Origin of the sequence: Haloarchaeobius marinus (genome assembly GCF_051207415.1) — an archaeon.
GTDB lineage: Archaea > Halobacteriota > Halobacteria > Halobacteriales > Natrialbaceae > Haloarchaeobius.
Map to the genome: position 1 here is coordinate 513,326 of NZ_JBPKGD010000002.1, position 20,440 is coordinate 533,765.

Sequence of the window (20,440 nt, forward strand, 5' to 3'; positions counted from 1 at the left end):
CAACCGTGTTCCGATGAGTGAGTTCGGCGCACCGACCACGCGGGGATGACGGGAGATAGCGACGGCCCACTGGAGCGGTCCGTTCGGTTGCGCAGGGTCCTCGAGTTGCTCGACGAGGGAGAGACGCCGGTCACCGTCGACCAGCTCGTCGACGAACTGGTGGCGGACGTTGACCGGTACTCCGTCGGCCAGGGGGAGGAGGCGGTCTGGGAGGTACTCCACGAACAGCTGTACGGTGAGGACCTCCCCGAACTCGACAGGGCGGGTCTCGTGTCCTTCGAGGACGACCGTGGCCTCGTCACCCGGCCCGAGGGGACGGCGCGGCGTCCCGGCACATCGGCGTCGTCGGGTGGGTCGAGTCGCGAGGACGACGGTGGTCGACGCGTCGACCCGTACTACGTCGGCATCGCCGTCCTGTCCATCTTGCTTCTCGCGACGATGCAGTTCGACGTCGAACCGGTCGCGCGACTCCCCGAAACGACGGTGTCGACGACGTTTCTCGTCCTCGTTTCGGTGCTCTCGTTCCTGATCGCCGTACTGCGGTGACCCGTCGCGAACGTCCGGTTCCGGCTACAGATACGTCCCCTGACCATTGCAGGCGTGCAAGGGTCCACAACGGTCCGAAACGGAGGGTTTACCGAGCGCATAGTGATGCTCCTCCCGGTCGTAGCGACGAGTGCCGCTGCTGGCCGCCAACCTTCCCTCGCGGCTGCGGCGGCGATGGGAAGTGCGACCGGGCACCACCCCACCCCTGGCTACTATCCCCGCTGACGCACGTTCTCCGCGTCCTCGTCGGCGAGTTTGATGATGTTCTCCCGGCCGATGGTTATCTTCGTGATCGTGCCCTCCTCGTCCATGCGCGAGAGCAGTCGACTGACCTTCGAGGCGGACCAGTCCGTCTGCTCGGCGACGCGCTTCTGGGGCATCGGACCGCTGTACTCCTGCAGTAGCTTCAGGACGCGGTCCTCGTCGGTCAGTATCTCGGATTCGACGCCTTCGACGGGGGCCGAGGGCGACGGCCGTCGCTCCGGGACGGACTCGCCCTCGACGACGCGCTGGACGGGGTCGTCGACCGGGGGCGCCGGTAGCTTCTCGATGACGACGGCGTACAGCGGTCGACGGAAGACGATACCGGCACCGACGAGCACCACGACGGCGAGTGCGATGCTGTCCATGGGGGAGGTCGGCCACGTGCCGACGCTGGCCTCCGTCGAGTCGCCGAGGAAGTCGCCGTCGGAGTCGACGACCAGCGGGTTCGTCCCGTGTTCGTCGACCTCGGGACCGTCGAGGAGGCCGTCGCCGTCGGTGTCCTCGTCGAGGGGGTCCGTCCCGTGTTCGTCGACCTCGGGACCGTCGAGGAGGCCGTCGCCGTCGGTGTCCTCGTCGAGGGGGTCCGTCCCGTACTCGTTGACCTCCTGTCCGTCGAGGAGGCCGTCGTCGTCCGAGTCCTCGTTGCTCGCGTTCGTCCCGTACTCGTCGACCTCCTGTCCGTCGAGGAGGCCGTCGTCGTCCGAGTCCTCGCTGAGCGGGTCCGACCCGTACTCGTTGACCTCCTGTCCGTCGAGGAGGCCGTCGCCGTCGCTGTCTTCGTCGAGGGGGTCCGTCCCGTACTCGTTGACCTCCTGTCCGTCGAGGAGGCCGTCGCCGTCGCTGTCCTCGACGGTGGCGTTGGTACCGACGCTCACCTCCGCGTTGTCTCGCAGGCCGTCGCCGTCGGTGTCGTTAGAGAGGGGGTCGGTTCCGAACGTCGTGACCTCGGGACCGTCGGGGATGCCGTCCTCGTCGCTGTCGCTCGACAGGAACTGGGTCCCGAGTTCGGCTTCGCGGGCGTTCGATAGGGTGTCGCCGTCCGGGTCGCCGGCCTTCTGGAGCACGTACACCTCCAGCGTCCGGGTGTCTGCGACGTGGCTCTTGTTGGCCGTCTGCCTGATGGTGATGGTCACGTTCTGCCGGCCGAGGTCGGAGGAGGGCCACTGGTCGAACGTGACCGTGTTCGTGCCGTTGTCGACGATGGCCGCACAACCCAGTTCGGTCACGTTCCCGTCCGGAGCGTCGGTTTCGACACAGAGCGTGTGGTGGACCGACGACTCGTGGTTCGCGACGGTGGCCGCGAGTTCGTGGGGTCCGGACTGCCACACGTACGTCGTGTTGCCGTCGACGCCGGCGACACCGGCTCCCTGGAAGGACGCGGCGGTCGTTCTCGGTCCGTCTTCTTGCGCGGCCGCCGCCGGCGTGACGACCAGCAGGACGCAGAGGAAGACGAGAGCGAGACGGGGGACTGTTCTCATCCTTTCCTGTCGATAGCGGTTCCCCAGAGTAATAGAAGATTCGGTTACAGGAGCAGAAGTATCGGATACCTACCAGGTCTGGTAAGCGGGGATTACTATCTGTATAGGCACCGGGAGATGGTCTAGGGATTTACCATTTCGGATTTGACAGTAAATTGATTTAAGCCTTTTGGCCACCTCTATCGACGCATACACGTTCGACATTTATCATGCAATTAATCGAAGAAGGGGACCTGGTTCAGGTAGAATCATACGACATTATACACAAATAAACAGCTCCTGCCGAATCGCTCCCGGTCACGGACTTCTCCTGGTTCCGACAGTTTTCGGTCGTACGGACGCCCCCGACGGTTCCAGATCGTCGAGTCTCCACGGTGGACCGACGCCCGTCGGTTCGGCGTCCCCCGGCGCAGGTCGGGTCCCCGTGTACGGCGTCTCCGGTTCAGCAAGCCCGTCTACCCAGAACCACACAGTGAAGATAATTGATATAGATTTGTCCATCTTAGTTACCATTAACCGTCGACCCGACCATGGGGACCCGGTCACGCCGCACCGGTCGTCGGTCGCTGAACGGGCGACCGGGGACGTCACGGCGAGACCGGCTGACGAGGACCGGTCGTCAGGCACGGGGGCACGACGACTCGTGGCCCGTGAGGCCGTCCACGTCGGCCGTCTGGGCGACGACGGGAGGGGTCCGGCGACGCCGGCGTCGGCCGTCGGAAGACACGCCAGTTCCCCACACCGGACGTCTCCGCTGGCTCCCTCTCGACGCCCTGCGACACCTCGCCCGATACCGTTGTAGGACGACTATATACAAGATAACTTTGTATTTAACGTTCAAATTTCTGAGCATCCCGTCCGGACGGGTTCGACCCGGTCCTGACGGTCGGCGTACGACCCGGGTCCGACCACCGGACCTTTGCCGACGTACGCCGAATCCAGCGGTGAGGGCTCCCGACGATGACACGAACGAGATTCGGGGAGGTGACGCCGGCGGACCTGGCGCTGTTCACGGACCTCTACGAACTGACGATGATGCAGGGACACCTGGCGACGGACCACGACCCGACGGTCACGTTCGACCTCTTCTTCAGGGACATGCCGAGCGACCGCGGCTACGTCGTCGTCGCGGGACTGGAACAGGTCGTCCACTACCTCGAGACGCTGACGTTCGACGACGCGGCCCTCGCGTACCTCGACGAGGTCGGGTTCTCGGAGGCGTTCCTCGCCGCACTCGATGCGTTCGAGTTCACCGGGGACGTCCGCGCCGTGCCGGAGGGAACGGTCGTCTTCCCGGACGAACCTCTGCTGGAGGTGACCGCACCGGTCTCCGAGGCCCAGTTGTTCGAGACCCTGCTCATCAACCAGGTCGGGTTCCAGAGCCTCGTCGCGACGAAAGCCGCGAGGATGCGGGACGCGGTCGAGCGCGAGGGGGCGGACCAGTCGCTCGTCGACTTCGGTTCGCGCCGTGCCCACGGCGTCGACGCCGGGATGAAGGCCGCACGGGCGGCCTACGTCGGCGGGTTCGAGGGCACGTCGAACGTCGCCGCCGGGCGGGCGTTCGACCTCCCGGTGTTCGGGACCATGGCGCACTCGTGGGTCCAGAGCTTCGAGACCGAGCGCGAGGCGTTCGAGGCGTTCGTCGACGTCTACGGCGACCGGTCCATCCTGCTCGTGGACACCTACGACACCCTGGGGGGAGCCGAAACCGCGATGGCCGTCGTCCGGGACCGCGACGTGGACGTCGAGGGCGTTCGGCTGGACTCCGGCGACCTCGTGGCCCTCTCGAAGGAGGTCAGCGAGGTGGTCGGCGACGTCGGGATATTCGTCACCTCGGGCGTCGACGAGTACGTCATCGAGGACTTCCTGACCCGTGGGGGCGTCGCGACGGGCTTTGGCCCCGGCACGTCGCTCGTGACGAGCGACGACGCGCCGAAACTCGAGACGGTCTACAAACTCGTCGCGGTCGAACGGGACGGTGACCTCGAACCGAGCATGAAGCTCTCGACCGGCAAGGCGACCTACCCCGGCCAGAAGAGCGTCCGACGTGTCGAGGCGGACGACGGCGAGTTCGAGTACGACGTGCTGGACCTGCGCGGCGCGGACGGCGCGGGCGACGAACTGCTCGTCGACGTGTACGAGGACGGTTCGCTCGTGTACTCGCCGCCCGACCTCGACGACGTCCGGGCCCGGACGCTCGACCAGGTGCAGCGACTTCCCCGGGAGTCGCGGGTTCTCAGGACGCCGTCGACGTACCCGGTGCGGGTCGGCGACGCGCTGCAGGCGACGACGGACTCGGTGCGCGACGACCTGGCCGCCCGCTACCGGCGGGAGGGCTGAGCGGTCGAGACGAACATTGAACCCCCTCGCCGCCGTATCGACAGGATGGTTAGCTCATGGACATCAGAGATATCGTTTCGGAGGACTTCGAGACGTTCGACGCCGACGCGCGCGTCTCGGAACTCGAGGGGTTCTTCCGGGAGACAGGCGCCAAGGCGGCGGTCGTAACCGAGGACGGCGACTACCAGGGAATCGTCACCCAGCGCCAGCTGAACGCCAGTCGCCTGAGCCCCGACGCGAAGGCCCGTGGACTCCTCTGGCACGTCGGGCGGGTAACGGTCGACGACGACGCACGGACCGTCGCGCGCCTGATGGTCGGGGGGAGTACGAAGGTGCTCCCCGTGTTCGACGACGAGACGCTCGTCGGCATCGTCACGGCCGACGCGTTGCTCTCGGAGGTCCAGCCCTTCCTCCGCGTGCTCACCGTCGACGACGTCGCCTCGACGGACCTCGTGTCGGTCACGCCCGAGGCGACGCTCGCCGAGGCGCTCCATCGCCTCCGGGAGCAGGGCATCTCGCACCTGCCGGTCGTCGAGGGGAACCGACCGGTCGGCATCGTCAGCCTGTTCGACGTCATCGACTTCGCCGCACGGGAACTACAGAAGACCCAGGGTGGGTCTCCGTCCCCCGAGGCACAGCCCGGCGGTGGCACGTCCCGCGGTGGCTTCGGGAACCGTGCGGGCGAGCGCGACCGGTTGCTCGACCTGCCCGTGGCCGACGTGATGGTCGACCGGGTCGAGACCACGACGCCGGAGACGCAACTGGACGAGGCGGTCGGTGGGATGCTGGACGCGGGCATCTCGTCGCTGGTCGTCGCGCCCGACGGGGAACCGACCGGCATCATCACCAAGACCGACGTGCTCCGGGCGCTGACCTGGACCGACGAGTCCCGCCTCCCCGTCCAGTTCACGAACGTCGACCTGCTGGACGACATCTCGCGCGAGGAGGTCGCCGACATGATAGCCGACGTGACGAGCAAGTACCGGGACCTCACCGTACTCGAGGCGAACGTGTTCCTGCACGAGCACGAGGAGAGGTTGCGCGGGACGCCCCTGCTCATGGCCCGCATCCGCCTGTTCACCGACAAGGGGCACTTCGTCGGGACCGGCGAGGGATACGGGGCGAGTCACGCCCTGCACCTCGCCCGGAACGTCGTCGAGCGACAGATACTGGAGGGCAAGGAGTACGCACAGACGAAGAAGCACCCGACGGAGGACGAGTTGTCCAGGATGTACGGCTGGTGGCTGACCGGGGGAGGGTAGACGCCCACGGGCGGTCAGGGTCCGACTCCGAGACCCGTACTGCTGGACGTCGCCGAGGGCGCGGTCGCAGGCGGCCGAGTTTAAGACCGTTCGGGACGTCAGTCGTCGTGGAGAGCATGCCACAGAGAGAGCCCAGACGGTCCGACCGACCACCGACGCGCATCGGCAGTCTGACCGACCTCGGGGACCCGTTCCTCGTCAACGTCTCGGACAGGGGAGACGAGTTCCTCGTGTCGGCAGACCTTCCCGGACTGGAGAAACAGGACATCGACGTGACCGTTGAGCGGGACCGACTCCAGATCGTCGCCGACTTCGGGACCGACGAGGCCGAGGGGGGGACGTACCACCGGAAGGAGCGTGAACGAGGCCGGGCGCGCCGAGTCGTCCACCTCCCCGACCCCGTCGACGAGAAGCACGTCTCCGCGTCGTACACGGACGGCATCCTCTGGGTGACGCTTCGCAAACGCGAGCGACCGAAACGCATCGAGGTCGAGTGACCCGGATGGTCGGTCCACGACGACTACGACGATGGAGTACATCGTAACGCCGTCGGCAGAGCATCTGGACGTCGACGCACGGCGGTTGGCGGAGCATCCGAAGAACGGGAGTCGGCAGTTCCCCGACGGGGAGGTGTACGTCCAGCTCGACGGGCTGGATTCGCTGGACGAGGCCGCGGTGATACACGCAGGTCAACCGCACCCGAACCGGGGGCTGGCCTACCTCTACGGGACCCTCGCGCTGCTCGACGAGCACGACGTGACGACCCGCGTCGCCTTCACGTACGTCCCCTACAGCAGGCAGGACGAGGCGTTCTACGACGGGTCGCTGAACTACGTGCGGTCCCTCCTCGAGACGGTGACGCGATGGTACGACGTCACCGGGGTGTACGCGGTCGACCCGCACTTCAGTCACCGGGAGTGGTACCGGGACGTCCCGGTCGAGACGATTCGGGCGTTCCCGGCGATACAGGACAGCGTCGAGATGGACGACTACGTCGTCGTCGGACCGGACCTCGGGGCGGTCGAGCGGTTCGGCGTCCCCGGGTTCCGGAAGGAGCGCGAGACGGCCTACGACGTCGAACTGACCGGCGAACTGGACGTCGACGGCAGGGACGTCCTCGTGTTCGACGACATCGTCGCCACCGGTGGGACGATGGTCGACGCGTACCGTCGGCTTCGAGAACAGGGTGCCGAGTCGGTGCAGGCCGCGGCCGTCCACGGCGTCATCGACGAGGGCGTCCGACGCGTCAGGAACACCTTCGACGCGCTCTACCTGACCAACTCCGTCGCGAGCGAGTGGGCGTCGGTGCCGGTCGAACCGCTCGTCGAACGTGCGCTCGACTGACCGTCGTCCGGTCGGGCGTCGAGGCGTCCGGCCTCCTCGCTGGCCTCGTAGACCTCGAGGAGTTCCTGGTACCGGTTCCGGATGGTGACCGTGCTCACGTCGGCGGCCTCGCCGACCTGTTCCTGGGTGAGCTTGCGGCCCGTGAGGTTCGCGGCGGCGTAGATGGCGGCCGCGGCCAGTCCGACGGGGCTCTTCCCGGTCGTCGCGGCCGTCCCCTCCGCGAGTTCGAGGAGCGTCCGGGCCACGCGCTCGGTCTCCTGGTCGACCTCGAGGGTCGAGGTCAGGCGGCCGACGTAGCTCTGGGGACTGGCGGGCTTGACTGGCAGTTCGAGTTCGCGGATCAGGTACCGGTACGCGCGCTTGAACTCGAGTTCCTCGACGCGACTGACCGCGCTGACCTCGTCGATGCTCCGGGGCGTCTCCATCTGTCGGGCGGCGGCGTACAGCGACGCCGTCGCCATCCCCTCGATGGTGCGACCCGGGAGCATGTCCTCGGCGAGTGCGCGACGGTAGATGACGCTCGCCGTCTCCCGCACCTCGTCCGACAGGCCGAGGGCGCTGCCCATCCGCTGGAGTTCGCCAAGGGCCTGCTGGAGGTTGCGCTCCTTGCTGTTCCGGGTGCGGAACCGCTCGTCCCAGGTGCGCAGGCGGTTCATCGTGCGCCGCTGGCGGGGGCTCAGGGCATTCCCGTAGCTATCGCGGTCCTCCCAGCCGATGTGGCTGGAGAGGCCGCCGTCGTGGAGGAGGTTGCTCGTCGGTGCGCCGACGCGACTCCTGTCGGACCGGTCGTCGCCGTCGAACGCGCGCCACTCGGGGCCGCGGTCGATGCCTCCCTCCTCGACGACGAGCCCGCAGTCTCGACACACCATCTCGGCGTGTTCGTCGTCGGACTGGACGGTGCCACCGCACTCGGGGCACACGACGCCCTCGTCGTGGACTTCGGGTTGCGTTTCCGTCTCCGTGCTGTACGTCTCGTATCCGTTCGTGGACTCTGTGTGTACGATGCTCATTGTGTGATGTGCGACAGGCCGCCGTCGACGATGAACGTCTCCGCGCGACCGGAATACTAACTACAGGTAAGGGAACAAAGTATATAAATCTTTCCCACACGTCGCCGGTCCGTGTGTCGATTCCGGGCCCGAACCTGTCTCCCCCCGACGACGTATTCTTGAGCACGGCCGACGAAACTGTGACCACGATGGCGACGAGCGACACAGAGCGAGAGCGACTCCGGCAGGCACAGACCCACCTGGAAGGGTGGAAGTACGAGGCGCGCGACCAGGCCTACAGCGAGTTCTTCGAGGGACCGGACGCGGTGCTGACAGGCGAGGAACTCAACCTCCTCGACCGCATCGACTCGGCACTCGTCCGCCAGACGGGGGACGGATTCTGGGGTGCCGACGAGTACGGCATCGCTCCCACGACCATCGACGACGAGGGTCCACAGGTCGTCTGCATCTACCATCCCGAGATCCCCTACGAGGGCTACCGGGGCGAGGAGAGCCTCGACGACCCGACGCGGGACCAGTTGAACGACGTGCTCTGGGAGTACGCAGAGCGCGTCGCACGACTCATCCAGGAGGAACTCGACGACTACCTGGCCGGACGGCACGCTCCGGAGGAGTGACCCGTCACCGGACCGTCGTCGTTCAGACCGGCGACGTCGTCACTGCGGGGTGGTGATGGACGGCGGCCCGACACAGAAGGCGGAGCGTGGTGGTCCGGTCTCCCTCACTCTATCTCTATCCGACGCGACTCGCCCGTCTCGACCTTCGGCAGGGTCACGGTCAGGACGCCGTTTCTCATCCGGGCGTCGACGTTCTCCCGGTCGACGCCGTCCGGGAGTTCGAGCGCTCGCTCCATGGAGCGGTGCTGTCGTTCGTGTCTGACGTACCGATCTGACTCTTCGTCCACGGCCTCCTCGTGTTCGGCCTCGATGCGGAGCGTCTGTCCAGATATCCGGACGTCCACCTCGTCGTTGGAGAAGCCCGGCACGTCGACGGTCATGACGTACTCGTCGTCGTGCTCGACGAGGTCGAGCGCCATCTCCCGGGTTCCCGACGAGAGTCGACCGAATGTGTCGCCCTGCTCCCATCGCTGGGAGGCCTCGTCGTACTGTCGGCTCATGCGTTCGAAGAGTCGTTCGAGTTCCTCGAAGGGGTTGCTGCCTGTACTCATGGGTCCTCTCGGGTACCACTACGGCGACCATCGCAAAATAAGCTGAGGTCGACCCGGCCGCATCCGGCAGCCGGCCAGAACCGTCGCGGTCCTCGTCCGTCAGACCCGTCGGCACGTCGAGCAGCAGGCTCGCGTCGGCGAGTTAATCACTCGTTTGTTACAGAAATAGCAGTGTAACGGTCGCGGTAGAAGACTCGTACCGTCCGTACGGGACGAGGTACCGGGGTCGGACCGGGAGAGCGGTCGTCCGGCCTGACAGCCCCGAGACAGAGTGCCAATAATTACGTCGCTGCCCGCCGACGTTCGAACGAGATGGAGCCTCGAGAGTCGTTCACGCTCGAAATCTCGGACGGCCAGGAGTCAGCGACAACTCTGATAATCGGCCAGCCGCACCTCGGGATGGCCGGGGTCACGGCGATGGACTACCTCGTTCGCAACCTCGAGTCGTCGGAGGTCGGCCACATCGCACCCGAGGAGTTGCCGGCTATCGCACCGTTCGAGGACGGGGTCCCACGTCATCACAGCCGGTTCTACACCATCGAGGGGACCGGACTGCTGGCGCTCGTCGGCGAACTGTTCATCCCGGTCGGCGCCGCCCGGCCCTACACCGACGCCCTCCTGGAACTCGCACGGGAACAGGGCATCGACGAGATCGTCATCCTCCACGGCATCCCGTTCCCACACGGTCCGGAGGAACACGAGGTGTTCTACGTCTCGACGCCCGCCTTCCGCGAGCGACGACTCACCGAGACGGCGATGCGACCGCTGAAAGGCGGCTTCCTCGACGGCGTGGCGGGCGAGGTCGTGACCCGGAGTCTGGACGAAGCCGCCCCCGAGACGGGGGTGTTCATCACGCCGACGCACCCGCCGGGACCCGACGTGGACGCCTCTCTCAGGCTGTTAGACGCGCTGGAGGCGACGTACGGCTTCGACCTCGACGAGACCGAGTTGCGCGAACTCGGCGAGCAACTGAATCAGTACTACCAGCAACTGAGCGAACGACTCGCCACCGTCGAGGGAGAGGAGGCGCTCGGCAGTCACGACTACCCCGAGGACAGGATGTTCATGTAGTCGCCCCAGGGCGCCGTCACGCCCTGGGCTGCGGCGGTCCGGTCACTCGTACTCCACTCGCTGGAGTTCGTACCGGTACGTCGGACCGTCCGTCTTGACGATGAGGACCGGGGTGTCGCGGACCCACTCAAGGTGGTGGAAGTGGTCGCCGTGGCTCCCCGGGTTCAACGAGTCCGGCGGGTCTGCGTTGTCGAAGAACAGCGTGGCGGGGTCGCGTTGTACGTCGTCCGTCTGTCTCGCCTCGACGGCGAGCACGTCGCCACTGTCGAGCAGGGAGACGTCCCCCGTCAGTTCCCACGTGTGGTCTGCGTAGCGGAGCTCCTTGCCGACGATGTCCTCCCAGCGCGTCTCGGCCATGGTGGTACTTGCGCGCGCCTCCCCTTCGACGTTTCGACGGTTCACCGCCGAGGGTGCGGACGGGTGAGAGCGGACCCGCTTTCGAAGCAAGTCGACAGCCCGGATACGGCGCAGTCGTGCCTGTACGACCGGATTATACGGCAGTAGAGGTCGGAAACGAGGAAATTACAATAACCACGTCGCGCCATCAGAGATGGGTATGCCAGTAAATCTCACGTCTTTGATACTCTCGCTGCTGCTCGTGGTGAGCCTCGTCGCCGTCGGCGGTACCGCCGGTCCGGACGACGGACCGCGGGTGGCGCCCGACGCCCGACAGCAGGCCGCACCGGGAGACGGCACGGCGACCGTCACGGTCTCCGGGACCGGCGAGGCCTCGGCCGAACCGAACCGGGCGCTGGTGTTCGTCGCCGTGACGGCCACCGGCGACTCTGCCAGCGCCGCGGCCGACGGGGTGGCGGCGAACGCCTCGTGGTTGCGGTCTGCGCTCGCCTCCTCCCGCCTCGTCGACGAGGTGACGACGACCGACTACCGCATCTTCGAGCGCAGGAACGACGACGGCACCAGGACGTTCGTCGCCCGGCAGTCGTTCGAGGTGACGGTTCCCGACCCCGACGACGCCGGTGCGGTGGTCGACCTCGCCGTCGACTCCGGTGCAACGGAGGTGAACGGGGTGGCCTTCACCCTCTCGCGGAGTCGCTACGAGTCGCTCCGGGAGCGCGCGCTCGAACGGGCCGTCGAGGATGCACGGGACCAGGCCGAGGTGCTGGCGGCGTCCACGGACCTCGCGCTCGAGAACGTGCGGCGCGTCGTGCGTGACGACCCGTCGTTCGTCCCCCGGCAGGAACTGGCTGCGACCAGTGGGACCGTCGTCGACCCTGGTCCGGTCACCGTCACCGCGAGCGTCACGGTGACGTACAACGCGACGCAGGCGTCGGCCGGCGCGAACGCGACGGGTTCCCCGGCCGTCATCCGGGCAGGCTGAGCACTAGCTGGTCGCCCTCGCGCTCGAAGGTGGTCCCGAAGGGGGCCGAGAGGGCCTGCATCCGCTTCCTGCTCCACCGGGCCACCGGGTCCGGAGCCTCGTGGACCGCGCAGTCGTCTATCTCGGTCGGCGTGAGCCGGAGTTCGGTCACCTCGCCAGCGTCGGTCACGGTCAGTTCGAAGAGGAAGCTCCGGTCGTTGTGCAGTCGCTCGTCGACGGCGTAGTCGTCGACGAAGTCGCCGGTGTCGTAGCAGATGGGCTGTCCGTCGTACACTTCGACGCCCTGGAAGACGTGGGCGCTGTGCCCGTGGAGTACGTCGACCCCACGGTCGACCAGCCACCGGGCGAACGTGCGGAACGACTCGGGCGGTTCCTCGACCATGTTCGGCCCCCAGTGCAGCGACGCCACGAGCAGGTCCGGGTCGTGCTGCCGTACTCGCTGGAGCGTCTCGTCGACGGCGGCCCGGGTCTCCGCGTCGTCCACGTCGATCTCCACCCACGCGGTTCCGGGCTCCGTCTCGGTCGCAGCGTACTCCGGCGTGTTGTCCGTGAGCGAGACGAACCCGACGTCGAGGTCGTCGACGCCCACGACCGCCGGCTGGAACGCCTCCTCCCGCGTCCGGCCAGCCCCGGCGTGGGGGATACCGGCCTCGTCGAGGTGGTCGAGCGTGTCCAGGAGCGCTCGCTCCTCGTAGTCGAGGACGTGGTTGTTGGCCAGCCCACAGCAGTCGACGCCGGCGCGCCGGAGCGCGGGGACGGCCCAGTCGGGGTCGGCACGGAAGTGGAAGGGCCTGCGCGTCCGTCGCCACGGTTCGCCGCGGGTCGAGAGACAGCACTCGAGGTTGACGAACAGGCCGTCCAGCGCCCCGAGACGGTCGAGGACGTCGCCCCAGACGGCAGTCACCGCCCGCTGGCGCTGGTACTGGTCGACCAGACGGCCGAGCATCACGTCGCCCGTCAGTCCGATGCTGGACGCCATGTCTCCTGGCTTCGACGGCCAGCGACAAAACGCCTCGCGTCCGGCGGCGTGTGGCACCCTCCCCGAGGGTTTTCTACGAGGGTCGCGTACGTGGCGACATGACCACGACAGCGGAGCTCGCAGACTTCGTCGAGGCGGTCGACTACGACGGACTCTCCCCGGAGGTCGTCGACGAACTCAAGAAGCGGGTCCTCGACTCGGTCGGTATCGCAGTCGGGGCGATGGGGGCCGAACCGGTCGAGTCGGTCCGCGAAACCGTGACCGAGGAGTCGCCGGAGGGGCCGTGTCGACTCTGGGGGCAGGACGCGTCGGCCGGCCCAGCCGACGCCGCGATGTACAACACGTCGCTCACGCGCTATCTCGACTACATGGACTCGTTCCTCGCACCGGGCGAGACGCCTCACCCGAGCGACAACATCGCCAGCGCCGTGGCCTGTGCGGAACACGCCGACGCCACGGGCGCCGACCTCCTCGCGGCCATCGGCGTCGCCTACGAGGTGCAGGGCGAACTCGCGTGGAACGCGCCCGTCAGGAACAGGGGATGGGACCACGTCACGCACACGGTCCTCTCGGCCGCCTGCGGCGCCGGGCACGTCGCCGGTCTCGACCACGAGCGACTCCAGAACGCGGTCGGCATCGCAGGGACGGCCCACAACGCCCTCCGGGTGACACGGACCGGCGGCATCAACGACTGGAAGGGCATCGCGAGCGCGAACGCCGCACGGAACGCAGTCTACTCCGTCATGCTCGCCGGGAACGGCATGGAGGGACCGAGGGACCTCTTCGAGGGGCAGAAGGGCTGGAAACAGACCATCTCCGGCGAGTTCGACGTGGACCTCGACCCCGGGTGCGAGCGCGTCCTCGACACGATGACGAAGCGCTACGTCGCCGAGACGTACGCCCAGTCCGCCGTCGAGGGGGTCGTCGAACTCGCCACGGAACACGACGTCGACCCCGACGACGTCGAGGGCGTCCGACTGGACACCTTCGCCGGCGCGAAACTCATCATCGGCGGTGGCGAGGGGTCGCGGTACGAGGTGGAGACGAAGGCCCAGGCCGACCACTCGCTCCCGTACATGCTCGCCGCCGCGCTCATCGACCGCGACCTGACGAGGGAGACCTACGACCCCGAGCGCATCCGGCGGGAGGACGTCCAGTCGCTCCTGCAGACCGTCGAGGTCACCGAGGACGACGAACTCACCGAGCAGTTCGAGTCGGGCCTGATGCCCGCCGTCGTCGACGTCGAGGTGAGCGACGGGACGGTCTACCGCGTCGAGAAGGACGCCTTCCGGGGGCACCCGACGCAACCGATGACCTGGGACCAGCTCGAGGGGAAGTTCGAGGCGATGACGGCCGACCGGTACGACGCCGACCGGCGCGAGGCCATCGTCGAGACCGTCCGGACCCTCGACGAGCACGACGCGAGAGACCTGGTCGCCCTGCTGGACTGACGACCGGTCGGGACGACGTGTCCCGTCGACCATCTTGAAGGGTGCGGCCACCGTACTCCACGAACGCCATGCCGATAGACGACAGAGCGTTCGACTTCCTGCACGTCAATCACCGCCCCGACAAGCCACGCGACAGGGGCATCACCGAGATTCGAGGCCCCTACTACGACCCGATGGGTCCGCGCGAACTCAGGGACATCCTAGAGACGATGGGTCACTACGTGGACATCTACAAGTTCTCGGGTGGCTCGTTCGCCCTGATGCCCGAGTCGGCCGTCCGCGAACTCGTCGACGTCTGCCACGAACACGACGTCGAGGTGTCGACGGGCGGGTTCGTCGAGAACGTCCTCGTGAAGGACCGGGACCACGTCGAGGAGTACGTGGCCGAGGCCGGCGAACTCGGCTTCGACATCGTCGAGATATCCTCCGGGTTCATCGCCATCGACACGGAGGACATGGTCGCGCTGACCGAACTCGTCCAGGACCACGACCTGAAGGCCAAACCGGAGATAAACGTCCAGTTCGGTGCCGGCGGCGCGTCCAGCGTCGAGGAACTGGAGTCGGAGGCGGCCATCGACCCCCGGAGCGCCATCGAGGCGGCACAGCGCCACCTCGACGCAGGTGCGTACAAGATAATGGTCGAGTCGGAGGGCATCACCGAACGCGTCCGCGACTGGCGGACCGACGTCGCGTTCGAGATCGCCAACGAGGTCGGTGTCGAGAACTGCGTGTTCGAGGCGGCGGACCCGCAGGTTTTCGAGTGGTACATCAAGAACTTCGGCCCGAACGTGAACCTCTTCGTCGACAACTCCCAGATCGTCGAGTGCGAGTGCATGCGCTCGGGGCTCTGGGGCAAGAAGTCGACCTGGGGCCGCATCACCTCCTACCAGCGCGAGTGAGGTCGACGCGACAGGGCAGGCTGCTGTCGGTCGCGCAGTCCTCAGTCTGTAGGCCGCAGGCACAGGAGGCCCCTCGGCGTAGTGGTGTTCGAACATGAGCGATGGACGCCTGGGACTGACGGCGGCGGTGTCGATAGCACTCGGCGGGATGATCGGCGGCGGCATCTACGCCGTCCTCGGCGTCGTCACCCAGATAACCGGCGCCGCGACGTGGGGCGCGTTCGTCCTCGCGGGCGTCGTCGCACTCTGTGCCGGCTACTCCTACGTGGGACTCAACGACCTCGTCGCGGACGAGGACAGCAACGGTGGTGGCTCGGTGACGTTCGTCCAGTCGTTCACCGGCAACTCGACGCTCGCCGGGATGGTCGGCTGGACGCTCCTCATCGGGTACATCGGGTCGATGGCGATGTACGCCTACGCGTTCGGCGAGTTCACGGTCTCGCTCCCGCTGGTCCCGCACGAGGTCGCCGGACTCCCCCTCCGGCCCGTCGTCTCGGTGCTCGCCGTCGCCGGTTTCGTCGGCCTGAACCTGCTCGGGGCGCGCGCCTCGGGGTCGGCCGAGAACGTCCTCGTCGGCCTGAAGGTGCTGGTCCTCGTCGTGTTCGGCGTCGGTGGGTTGCTGTACGCCTTCGGAGCCACGCCCGAACCCGTACACGTCGGATTCTCGAAGTTCACGTCGTTCAGCCCCATCATGGCGGCTGCCGTCTCGTTCGTCGCGTTCCAGGGCTGGCAGTTGCTGTTCTACGACCAGGAGAGCATGTCGGACCCCCTCGACCAGATTCCGAAGGCCGTGTACGTCGCCATCCCGGTCGCCGTGGCCATCTACGTCCTCGTCGCGCTGGCGACGTTCAACCTCGCACCGCAGGCGCTCCAGAGCAACCCCCACACCGCGTTGACCGACGCCGCCGGCACGCTCGGGGGCGTCTTCGGCCTCGCGTCGGCAGGTGCCGTGCTCATCTCGCTCTCGGCGCTGTTCTCGACGGGGAGCGCCATCAACGCGACGCTGTTCTCGGCCGGGTACTTCGCCAAGGGGATGCTGTCCAGCGACCTGCTCCCCGACCGTGCCGGGGATTCGAGCACGAGTGGCGTGCCCAGACGGACCCTGCTCCTCATCGGCCTCGTGACGGGCGTGTTCACCGTGTACGGGAGCCTCTCCGCCATCACGTCGTTCGCGTCGCTCGCCTTCATCGTCGTGTTCGGCGGGATGAGCCTCCTCGCGTTCGGCCAGCGCGACGCGGACGAGATACGGGCGGTGCCGCCGGCGGTCGGGGCCGTCGGGGCCGCGCTCTTCTTCGTCCTGCTGTTCTACCACCTGTACGCGGCGGAACGCGGGACGTTCTACGCGGTGGTGCTCATCGCCGTCGCGGTGTTCGTCGTCGAGTTGCTCTACTTCGAGCGCGACGTCATCGAGGAGGAGGTCCCGTACCTCGGCTGCGAGCAGACCGCCGACTGACCGCGAACACCGGGACGACCCGCCCGGGAGCCCCCAGGTGAACCCGCCGAAGAGGTTCGTCCCGGCGAGGACGAAGTCCCCTCCGACTCGCGACGACGGCCGCGTGATCCCGACTACGGCGACCGTCGTCGAAGAGACTGGTCTCGAACTCGCCGGGGTCGGAACGCCAGGTGTGCCCCGACCGATTATGTCCCTGAAGGACGAACACTCACTGGGACGCCGGGCGTTCGGGTGAGGTGGGCAGCCGTCGCTGCCACCCGGCCGGCGTCACGAGACGACCCGAGCCATGACAGACCTCGACGCACTGGCGCGGATACTCGACTCCGCCGGGACCCTCGGCATCGTGTGCCACGACAGCCCCGACCCGGACTGCATCGCGAGTGCCTTCGCCCTCCGCACCATCGCCGAGGACCGGGACGTCGCGTCCGTCGACATCCTGTACAGTGGGGACATCTCGCACCAGCAGAACAGGGCGTTCGTCAACCTGCTCGAGATCGAACTGCTCCCGGTCGACCGGTCGACCATCGACGAGTACGACGCCCTGGCCTTCGTCGACCACGCCATCCCCGGGCGGAACACGGCGGTCCCGAGAGGGACGAGCGTCGACGTCGTGGTCGACCACCACCCGGTCCCGGACGACGTCGACGTGGTCGGCCGCTTCGTGGACGTCCGGGAGAGCTACGGGGCGACGGCGTCCATCCTCGTCGAGTACCTCGACGAGTTCGAGGTCGAACCGGGGCCACACCTCTCCAGCGCCCTGCTGTTCGCCCTCCACCGGGAGTGCCTCGACTACGTCCGCAACCCCTCGGTCCACGAGTACGTCGCCGCACGACGCGTCCTCCCGACGACCGACCTGGGTATCCTCGAACGCATGTACGGGGCGGCGTTCACCCCGGCGACGCTCGACGCCATGGGACGGGCCATCCAGACGCGGGAGACGCGCGGGGCCGCACTCGTCTCGAGCGTCGGCCGGACGACCGAACGCGACGCGCTGCCACAGGTCGCCGAGTACCTCCTCAACCTCGAGGGCATCTCGACCGTGCTCGTGTTCGGCATCGTAGACGACAGCGTCCAGCTGAGCGCCAGGTCGGGCGACCCGAGGGTCGACCTCGGGCGGGTGCTCCACGAGACGTACAGTGACATCGGGACGGCGGGCGGCCACCAGGACAAGGCCGGTGGACGCATCCCGCTGGGCCTGTTCGCGGACCTCGACGAGGAGAACGAGGACCAGCTCGACAGACTGGTCTCCCGTCGCATCGTACGGCGGTTCTTCGAGGCACTGGGTCTCGACGAGACCGACGGGTGACCCGTCGAACGTCGTCCACCGACCGGCGGGCGAGTTACGTCACCGGCGGCCCTACTCGTCGTATGGCCACCGAATCGAAGCCCTCGCGTCGACGCAGGCTCGCGGACACGTTCTGGGAGCGCCACTCCAACCCGAAGAGCGGGTGGTCCCGCCTCCTCGTCGCGCCGCTGCTCGTGGTCGCGCTCTACCGGCGGGACTGGCGGCTGGTCGCCACCGCGGTCCTCGCCGCGGTGCTCAACCCCGTCGCGTTCGGACCGCCCGACCCGGACACCGAAAGCTGGATGACGAGGGGCGTCCGCGCCGAGCGCTGGTGGCTCCGCGCGGGAAATGGGACGCTCGGACTCGGATGGCCGAACGTGCTCAACACTATTAACGTGCCAATCTTCGCCTACGCGCTGTACGAGGCATACGCCCGGAGACCCGGTCGGGCCGTACTCGCGACCGCGCTCTCGATGGGACTGAAACTGGGCTGGGTGGAGGCGATAGGCAGATGCTACGACTCGGCCGTCCACGAACGCTGACCGGAAAGGTAGCCGTTCGGTCGTCGTCGGCATCGGCCGCGGGCGTCGAGCGCTCGTCGACTGCCGTGGCTCGAAAGGCCGGTTGTACCGAAGAGAATGGACGGCCGCGGTCGAACTCGAACTGCTGGCGGGCGGCGCCGGTCAGGCCATCATGTTCCGACAGCTCTCTGCACACTCGCGGAGGACGTCGGCGCAGACCTGGCAGTGGTCGGCGTCGTGCTGGTCGCACTCCTCGGCGCACTCCTCGCAGGCGCCGGCACAGGCTTCCGCCAGCTGCGGGCTGTAGTTCGAGTCCCGCGCCATGAGTCTCGCGTGCAGCGACGCGATGTCGGCGACGTCGCGGCAGAGTCGGGCGCACTCCTCCATGTCGCTGTCGCCGAGGCACTCGTCGGCGCACCACTCACAGACCTCGACCGATTCGTTGCAGATCTCGATGCACTCCCGTTCCTCGTCGCTCAGGTGGTCTATCTTGGATACGGTTTCTGCGAGGGACATTGCGTGCCGTCCGACGCCCTCGCCACCGTTCAGCACGTTGCCTGCGTCTGCTGGTACCCCCGACCGAGGGAAAGATGGAATGTGGATGTAGCACTTACCTCTGCACGAGCGTCCCGATACGGACCTCGACACTGGTGAACACGATGGCACCGAACACGACCGACAGGACCCTCGTCGCGGTCGTCGTCCTCCTGCTCGTCCTCCCCACGTTCGCCATGGGGTTCAGGATGCTGGGCTTCGGCCCGACGATGGGTGGCTACTGGGGAGACAGGACCGGTTTCGGCGGGTGGATGCTCGTCGTAGTCGTCACACAGTTCCTGTTCCTCGCCGTCCTCGTCGGTGCGGGGTACCTGCTCTACCGTGCCGCGACCGGTTCGGACGGCGGCGACGAACGGGCACTCGAAGAACTCAGGCTGGCGTACGCCCGCGGCGACCTGAGCGACGAGGAGTTCGAATCCCGACGTGAGCGACTCGAACGACGCAACTGAGCGACCCAGACCGGCCTCCGGTTCCGGGTCGTCCCGCCGTCGCCGTCCCGGGCCTCGTCACGGGGTACCGGCACGTCGGCGCAGGGGTCGGGGACCACCCGTCGAGCGTCGAGACCTGTCTCCCCACATAAGTTGTAGTACGCCCCAAATTTAGCATATCTGTCCATTGTACCGCGATAACACAATTTTCACCTACTCCGGAATAACTGGTCGAATTTGCTATTATGTTCGAGCAAATACAATCTCCATACGTTCACTGGGCAGCAACCCACCGTCCATTCGCACCACGATTCCGAAGGGTGTGGTAGTAACAGATACACTGATAGTCTATCGTAGAGTACAAATCCACTGTCCACCTCGTCGTCTCTCCCGGCGACGAACGCGACGTGACGGTCGACGCGCCGACTCCGGCCCTGGGTTTCGATACCGGTGTCGGTGGCCCGTCGTGGTCGGTCCAGCGGACGGTAGCAGGTCCTTATCTAACAGCGGGCGCGGACCTGGGCGGGAGTCGGGTGACGGCCGTCGCCTCGAACGCGAAGCGTGGCAGGGTTTAGGGTGCTACCCGCCGTCTCTCCGACCGGGAGAGAGCATGAATTTCGACGAGTTCACAGGAACCGTCCAGCACCGACTCGAACTCCCCGGCACGGGTGAGACAGTACGCGCGATTCGGGCGACGCTCTACACGCTGGGTGAGCGCATCCCCGAGGGGGCGGCAGAGGACCTCGCCGCCTCGCTCCCGATGGAGATCGACTGGTACATGACGGGCGCGGTCCGGGACCACGGCCAGCGATTCGACTGGCAGGAGTTCGTCGCACGCGTCAGCGAGATAGAGGGCGTCGAGCGGCCCGAAGCCGCCTACCACGCCCAGGTCATCGTCGACCTGGTCGCGTCGCTGGTGCCCCGTTCGGACGTCAACGACCTGCGGAACCAGCTTCCCGAGAGCGAGGACGACGAGAACTGGCGGAAGCTCTTTACGGTCCTCGACGCCGGTGGCTGGAAGGAGCACGAACGTTCGTAATCGGGTTC

The 20,440-nt window shown here is 67.1% G+C and carries 20 protein-coding genes and 1 pseudogene; 15 read left to right on the plus strand and 6 right to left on the minus strand.

The genetic code is table 11. The annotated features are described in order from the left end of the window. Window positions 1–45 precede the first annotated feature (45 nt). A complete protein-coding gene (locus ACSC1W_RS08655; RefSeq protein WP_435346666.1) occupies window positions 46–546 on the plus strand; it encodes a DUF7344 domain-containing protein in 501 nt (166 codons plus the stop codon). Between the two features lie 212 nt (window positions 547–758). Here ACSC1W_RS08655 and ACSC1W_RS08660 read toward each other — a convergent pair whose 3' ends face one another. Beyond that, the gene (locus tag ACSC1W_RS08660; protein WP_435346668.1) at window positions 759–2,288 is read right to left on the minus strand and encodes a helix-turn-helix transcriptional regulator; all 1,530 of its coding nucleotides are present in this window, start codon (window positions 2,286–2,288) and stop codon (window positions 759–761) included. A gap of 960 nt (window positions 2,289–3,248) precedes the next feature. On the opposite strand from ACSC1W_RS08660, the gene ACSC1W_RS08665 reads away from it, so the two are divergent. The 4 genes from ACSC1W_RS08665 (at window position 3,249) to prs (ending at window position 7,234) form a co-directional block, all read left to right on the plus strand. Beyond that, a complete protein-coding gene (locus ACSC1W_RS08665; protein ID WP_435346670.1) occupies window positions 3,249–4,628 on the plus strand; it encodes a nicotinate phosphoribosyltransferase in 1,380 nt (459 codons plus the stop codon). A 56-nt stretch (window positions 4,629–4,684) separates the two neighbouring features. Continuing rightward, complete coding sequence (locus ACSC1W_RS08670; RefSeq protein ID WP_435346672.1) at window positions 4,685–5,890, plus strand: CBS domain-containing protein; 1,206 nt, start codon at window positions 4,685–4,687, stop codon at window positions 5,888–5,890. A gap of 116 nt (window positions 5,891–6,006) precedes the next feature. Further along, window positions 6,007–6,387 carry an Hsp20/alpha crystallin family protein gene (locus ACSC1W_RS08675; protein WP_435346674.1) on the plus strand — a complete coding sequence of 127 codons (381 nt, stop codon included), beginning with the start codon at window positions 6,007–6,009 and terminating at the stop codon, window positions 6,385–6,387. Window positions 6,388–6,418: 31 nt separating this feature from the next. After that, complete coding sequence (gene prs / locus ACSC1W_RS08680; protein WP_435346676.1) at window positions 6,419–7,234, plus strand: ribose-phosphate diphosphokinase; 816 nt, start codon at window positions 6,419–6,421, stop codon at window positions 7,232–7,234. 38 nt (window positions 7,235–7,272) lie between these two features. Here prs and ACSC1W_RS08685 read toward each other — a convergent pair. After that, window positions 7,273–8,244: pseudogene (locus tag ACSC1W_RS08685) on the minus strand (transcription initiation factor IIB); the annotation flags it as partial. Between the two features lie 188 nt (window positions 8,245–8,432). Here ACSC1W_RS08685 and ACSC1W_RS08690 point away from each other — a divergent pair. Continuing rightward, window positions 8,433–8,861, plus strand: coding sequence for a DUF7539 family protein (locus tag ACSC1W_RS08690; protein WP_435346678.1), 429 nt, complete (start codon window positions 8,433–8,435; stop codon window positions 8,859–8,861). Window positions 8,862–8,965: 104 nt separating this feature from the next. Here ACSC1W_RS08690 and ACSC1W_RS08695 read toward each other — a convergent pair whose 3' ends face one another. Further along, window positions 8,966–9,412, minus strand: a complete 447-nt coding sequence (locus ACSC1W_RS08695; protein WP_435346680.1) for an Hsp20/alpha crystallin family protein — start codon at window positions 9,410–9,412, stop codon at window positions 8,966–8,968. Window positions 9,413–9,724: 312 nt separating this feature from the next. On the opposite strand from ACSC1W_RS08695, the gene ACSC1W_RS08700 reads away from it, so the two are divergent. After that, window positions 9,725–10,483, plus strand: coding sequence for a proteasome assembly chaperone family protein (locus tag ACSC1W_RS08700; protein WP_435346682.1), 759 nt, complete (start codon window positions 9,725–9,727; stop codon window positions 10,481–10,483). A gap of 42 nt (window positions 10,484–10,525) precedes the next feature. On the opposite strand, the gene ACSC1W_RS08705 is transcribed toward ACSC1W_RS08700, so the two are convergent. Then, window positions 10,526–10,840 carry a hypothetical protein gene (locus tag ACSC1W_RS08705; RefSeq protein ID WP_435346684.1) on the minus strand — a complete coding sequence of 105 codons (315 nt, stop codon included), beginning with the start codon at window positions 10,838–10,840 and terminating at the stop codon, window positions 10,526–10,528. A 199-nt stretch (window positions 10,841–11,039) separates the two neighbouring features. Between ACSC1W_RS08705 and ACSC1W_RS08710 the strand changes: the two genes are divergently transcribed. Beyond that, complete coding sequence (locus tag ACSC1W_RS08710; RefSeq protein ID WP_435346686.1) at window positions 11,040–11,822, plus strand: SIMPL domain-containing protein; 783 nt, start codon at window positions 11,040–11,042, stop codon at window positions 11,820–11,822. Here the strand turns inward: ACSC1W_RS08710 and ACSC1W_RS08715 are convergent. After that, entirely contained in the window at window positions 11,806–12,801 is a 996-nt protein-coding gene (locus tag ACSC1W_RS08715) for a CapA family protein (protein WP_435346688.1), read from the minus strand. The genes ACSC1W_RS08710 and ACSC1W_RS08715 overlap by 17 nt on opposite strands. A 98-nt stretch (window positions 12,802–12,899) precedes the next feature. Here ACSC1W_RS08715 and ACSC1W_RS08720 point away from each other — a divergent pair, with 98 nt between their 5' ends. The 5 genes from ACSC1W_RS08720 (at window position 12,900) to ACSC1W_RS08740 (ending at window position 18,431) form a co-directional block, all read left to right on the plus strand. Then, window positions 12,900–14,252 (plus strand): MmgE/PrpD family protein, encoded by a 1,353-nt coding sequence (locus tag ACSC1W_RS08720; RefSeq protein WP_435346689.1) that lies wholly within the window; start codon window positions 12,900–12,902, stop codon window positions 14,250–14,252. 68 nt (window positions 14,253–14,320) lie between these two features. After that, the gene (locus ACSC1W_RS08725; RefSeq protein WP_435346691.1) at window positions 14,321–15,151 is read left to right on the plus strand and encodes a phosphosulfolactate synthase; all 831 of its coding nucleotides are present in this window, start codon (window positions 14,321–14,323) and stop codon (window positions 15,149–15,151) included. Between the two features lie 94 nt (window positions 15,152–15,245). Then, window positions 15,246–16,604, plus strand: coding sequence for an APC family permease (locus tag ACSC1W_RS08730; RefSeq protein WP_435346693.1), 1,359 nt, complete (start codon window positions 15,246–15,248; stop codon window positions 16,602–16,604). Between the two features lie 286 nt (window positions 16,605–16,890). Continuing rightward, complete coding sequence (locus ACSC1W_RS08735; protein ID WP_435346695.1) at window positions 16,891–17,910, plus strand: DHH family phosphoesterase; 1,020 nt, start codon at window positions 16,891–16,893, stop codon at window positions 17,908–17,910. 62 nt (window positions 17,911–17,972) lie between these two features. Next, window positions 17,973–18,431: a DUF6653 family protein gene (locus tag ACSC1W_RS08740; protein ID WP_435346697.1), complete on the plus strand. Its 459-nt coding sequence runs from the start codon at window positions 17,973–17,975 to the stop codon at window positions 18,429–18,431. Window positions 18,432–18,572: 141 nt separating this feature from the next. Here ACSC1W_RS08740 and ACSC1W_RS08745 read toward each other — a convergent pair whose 3' ends face one another. Then, window positions 18,573–18,926: a four-helix bundle copper-binding protein gene (locus ACSC1W_RS08745; RefSeq protein WP_435346698.1), complete on the minus strand. Its 354-nt coding sequence runs from the start codon at window positions 18,924–18,926 to the stop codon at window positions 18,573–18,575. A 143-nt stretch (window positions 18,927–19,069) separates the two neighbouring features. Between ACSC1W_RS08745 and ACSC1W_RS08750 the strand changes: the two genes are divergently transcribed. Together ACSC1W_RS08750 and ACSC1W_RS08755 are read left to right on the plus strand one after the other, a co-directional pair. Further along, the gene (locus ACSC1W_RS08750) at window positions 19,070–19,414 is read left to right on the plus strand and encodes an SHOCT domain-containing protein (RefSeq protein WP_435346700.1); all 345 of its coding nucleotides are present in this window, start codon (window positions 19,070–19,072) and stop codon (window positions 19,412–19,414) included. A 589-nt stretch (window positions 19,415–20,003) separates the two neighbouring features. Continuing rightward, window positions 20,004–20,432: a DUF2267 domain-containing protein gene (locus ACSC1W_RS08755; RefSeq protein ID WP_435346703.1), complete on the plus strand. Its 429-nt coding sequence runs from the start codon at window positions 20,004–20,006 to the stop codon at window positions 20,430–20,432. Window positions 20,433–20,440: the final 8 nt, after the last annotated feature.

Excerpts from the sequence above, each read along its gene's own strand:
- ACSC1W_RS08655 (WP_435346666.1), top strand. The coding sequence starts at position 46 with ATGACGGGAGATAGCGACGGCCCACTGGAGCGGTCCGTTCGGTTGCGC.
- ACSC1W_RS08660 (WP_435346668.1), bottom strand. The coding sequence starts at position 2,288 with ATGAGAACAGTCCCCCGTCTCGCTCTCGTCTTCCTCTGCGTCCTGCTG.
- ACSC1W_RS08665 (WP_435346670.1), top strand. The coding sequence starts at position 3,249 with ATGACACGAACGAGATTCGGGGAGGTGACGCCGGCGGACCTGGCGCTG.
- ACSC1W_RS08670 (WP_435346672.1), top strand. The coding sequence starts at position 4,685 with ATGGACATCAGAGATATCGTTTCGGAGGACTTCGAGACGTTCGACGCC.
- ACSC1W_RS08675 (WP_435346674.1), top strand. The coding sequence starts at position 6,007 with ATGCCACAGAGAGAGCCCAGACGGTCCGACCGACCACCGACGCGCATC.
- prs (WP_435346676.1), top strand. The coding sequence starts at position 6,419 with ATGGAGTACATCGTAACGCCGTCGGCAGAGCATCTGGACGTCGACGCA.
- ACSC1W_RS08690 (WP_435346678.1), top strand. The coding sequence starts at position 8,433 with ATGGCGACGAGCGACACAGAGCGAGAGCGACTCCGGCAGGCACAGACC.
- ACSC1W_RS08695 (WP_435346680.1), bottom strand. The coding sequence starts at position 9,412 with ATGAGTACAGGCAGCAACCCCTTCGAGGAACTCGAACGACTCTTCGAA.
- ACSC1W_RS08700 (WP_435346682.1), top strand. The coding sequence starts at position 9,725 with ATGGAGCCTCGAGAGTCGTTCACGCTCGAAATCTCGGACGGCCAGGAG.
- ACSC1W_RS08705 (WP_435346684.1), bottom strand. The coding sequence starts at position 10,840 with ATGGCCGAGACGCGCTGGGAGGACATCGTCGGCAAGGAGCTCCGCTAC.
- ACSC1W_RS08710 (WP_435346686.1), top strand. The coding sequence starts at position 11,040 with ATGCCAGTAAATCTCACGTCTTTGATACTCTCGCTGCTGCTCGTGGTG.
- ACSC1W_RS08715 (WP_435346688.1), bottom strand. The coding sequence starts at position 12,801 with ATGGCGTCCAGCATCGGACTGACGGGCGACGTGATGCTCGGCCGTCTG.
- ACSC1W_RS08720 (WP_435346689.1), top strand. The coding sequence starts at position 12,900 with ATGACCACGACAGCGGAGCTCGCAGACTTCGTCGAGGCGGTCGACTAC.
- ACSC1W_RS08725 (WP_435346691.1), top strand. The coding sequence starts at position 14,321 with ATGCCGATAGACGACAGAGCGTTCGACTTCCTGCACGTCAATCACCGC.
- ACSC1W_RS08730 (WP_435346693.1), top strand. The coding sequence starts at position 15,246 with ATGAGCGATGGACGCCTGGGACTGACGGCGGCGGTGTCGATAGCACTC.
- ACSC1W_RS08735 (WP_435346695.1), top strand. The coding sequence starts at position 16,891 with ATGACAGACCTCGACGCACTGGCGCGGATACTCGACTCCGCCGGGACC.
- ACSC1W_RS08740 (WP_435346697.1), top strand. The coding sequence starts at position 17,973 with ATGGCCACCGAATCGAAGCCCTCGCGTCGACGCAGGCTCGCGGACACG.
- ACSC1W_RS08745 (WP_435346698.1), bottom strand. The coding sequence starts at position 18,926 with ATGTCCCTCGCAGAAACCGTATCCAAGATAGACCACCTGAGCGACGAG.
- ACSC1W_RS08750 (WP_435346700.1), top strand. The coding sequence starts at position 19,070 with ATGGCACCGAACACGACCGACAGGACCCTCGTCGCGGTCGTCGTCCTC.
- ACSC1W_RS08755 (WP_435346703.1), top strand. The coding sequence starts at position 20,004 with ATGAATTTCGACGAGTTCACAGGAACCGTCCAGCACCGACTCGAACTC.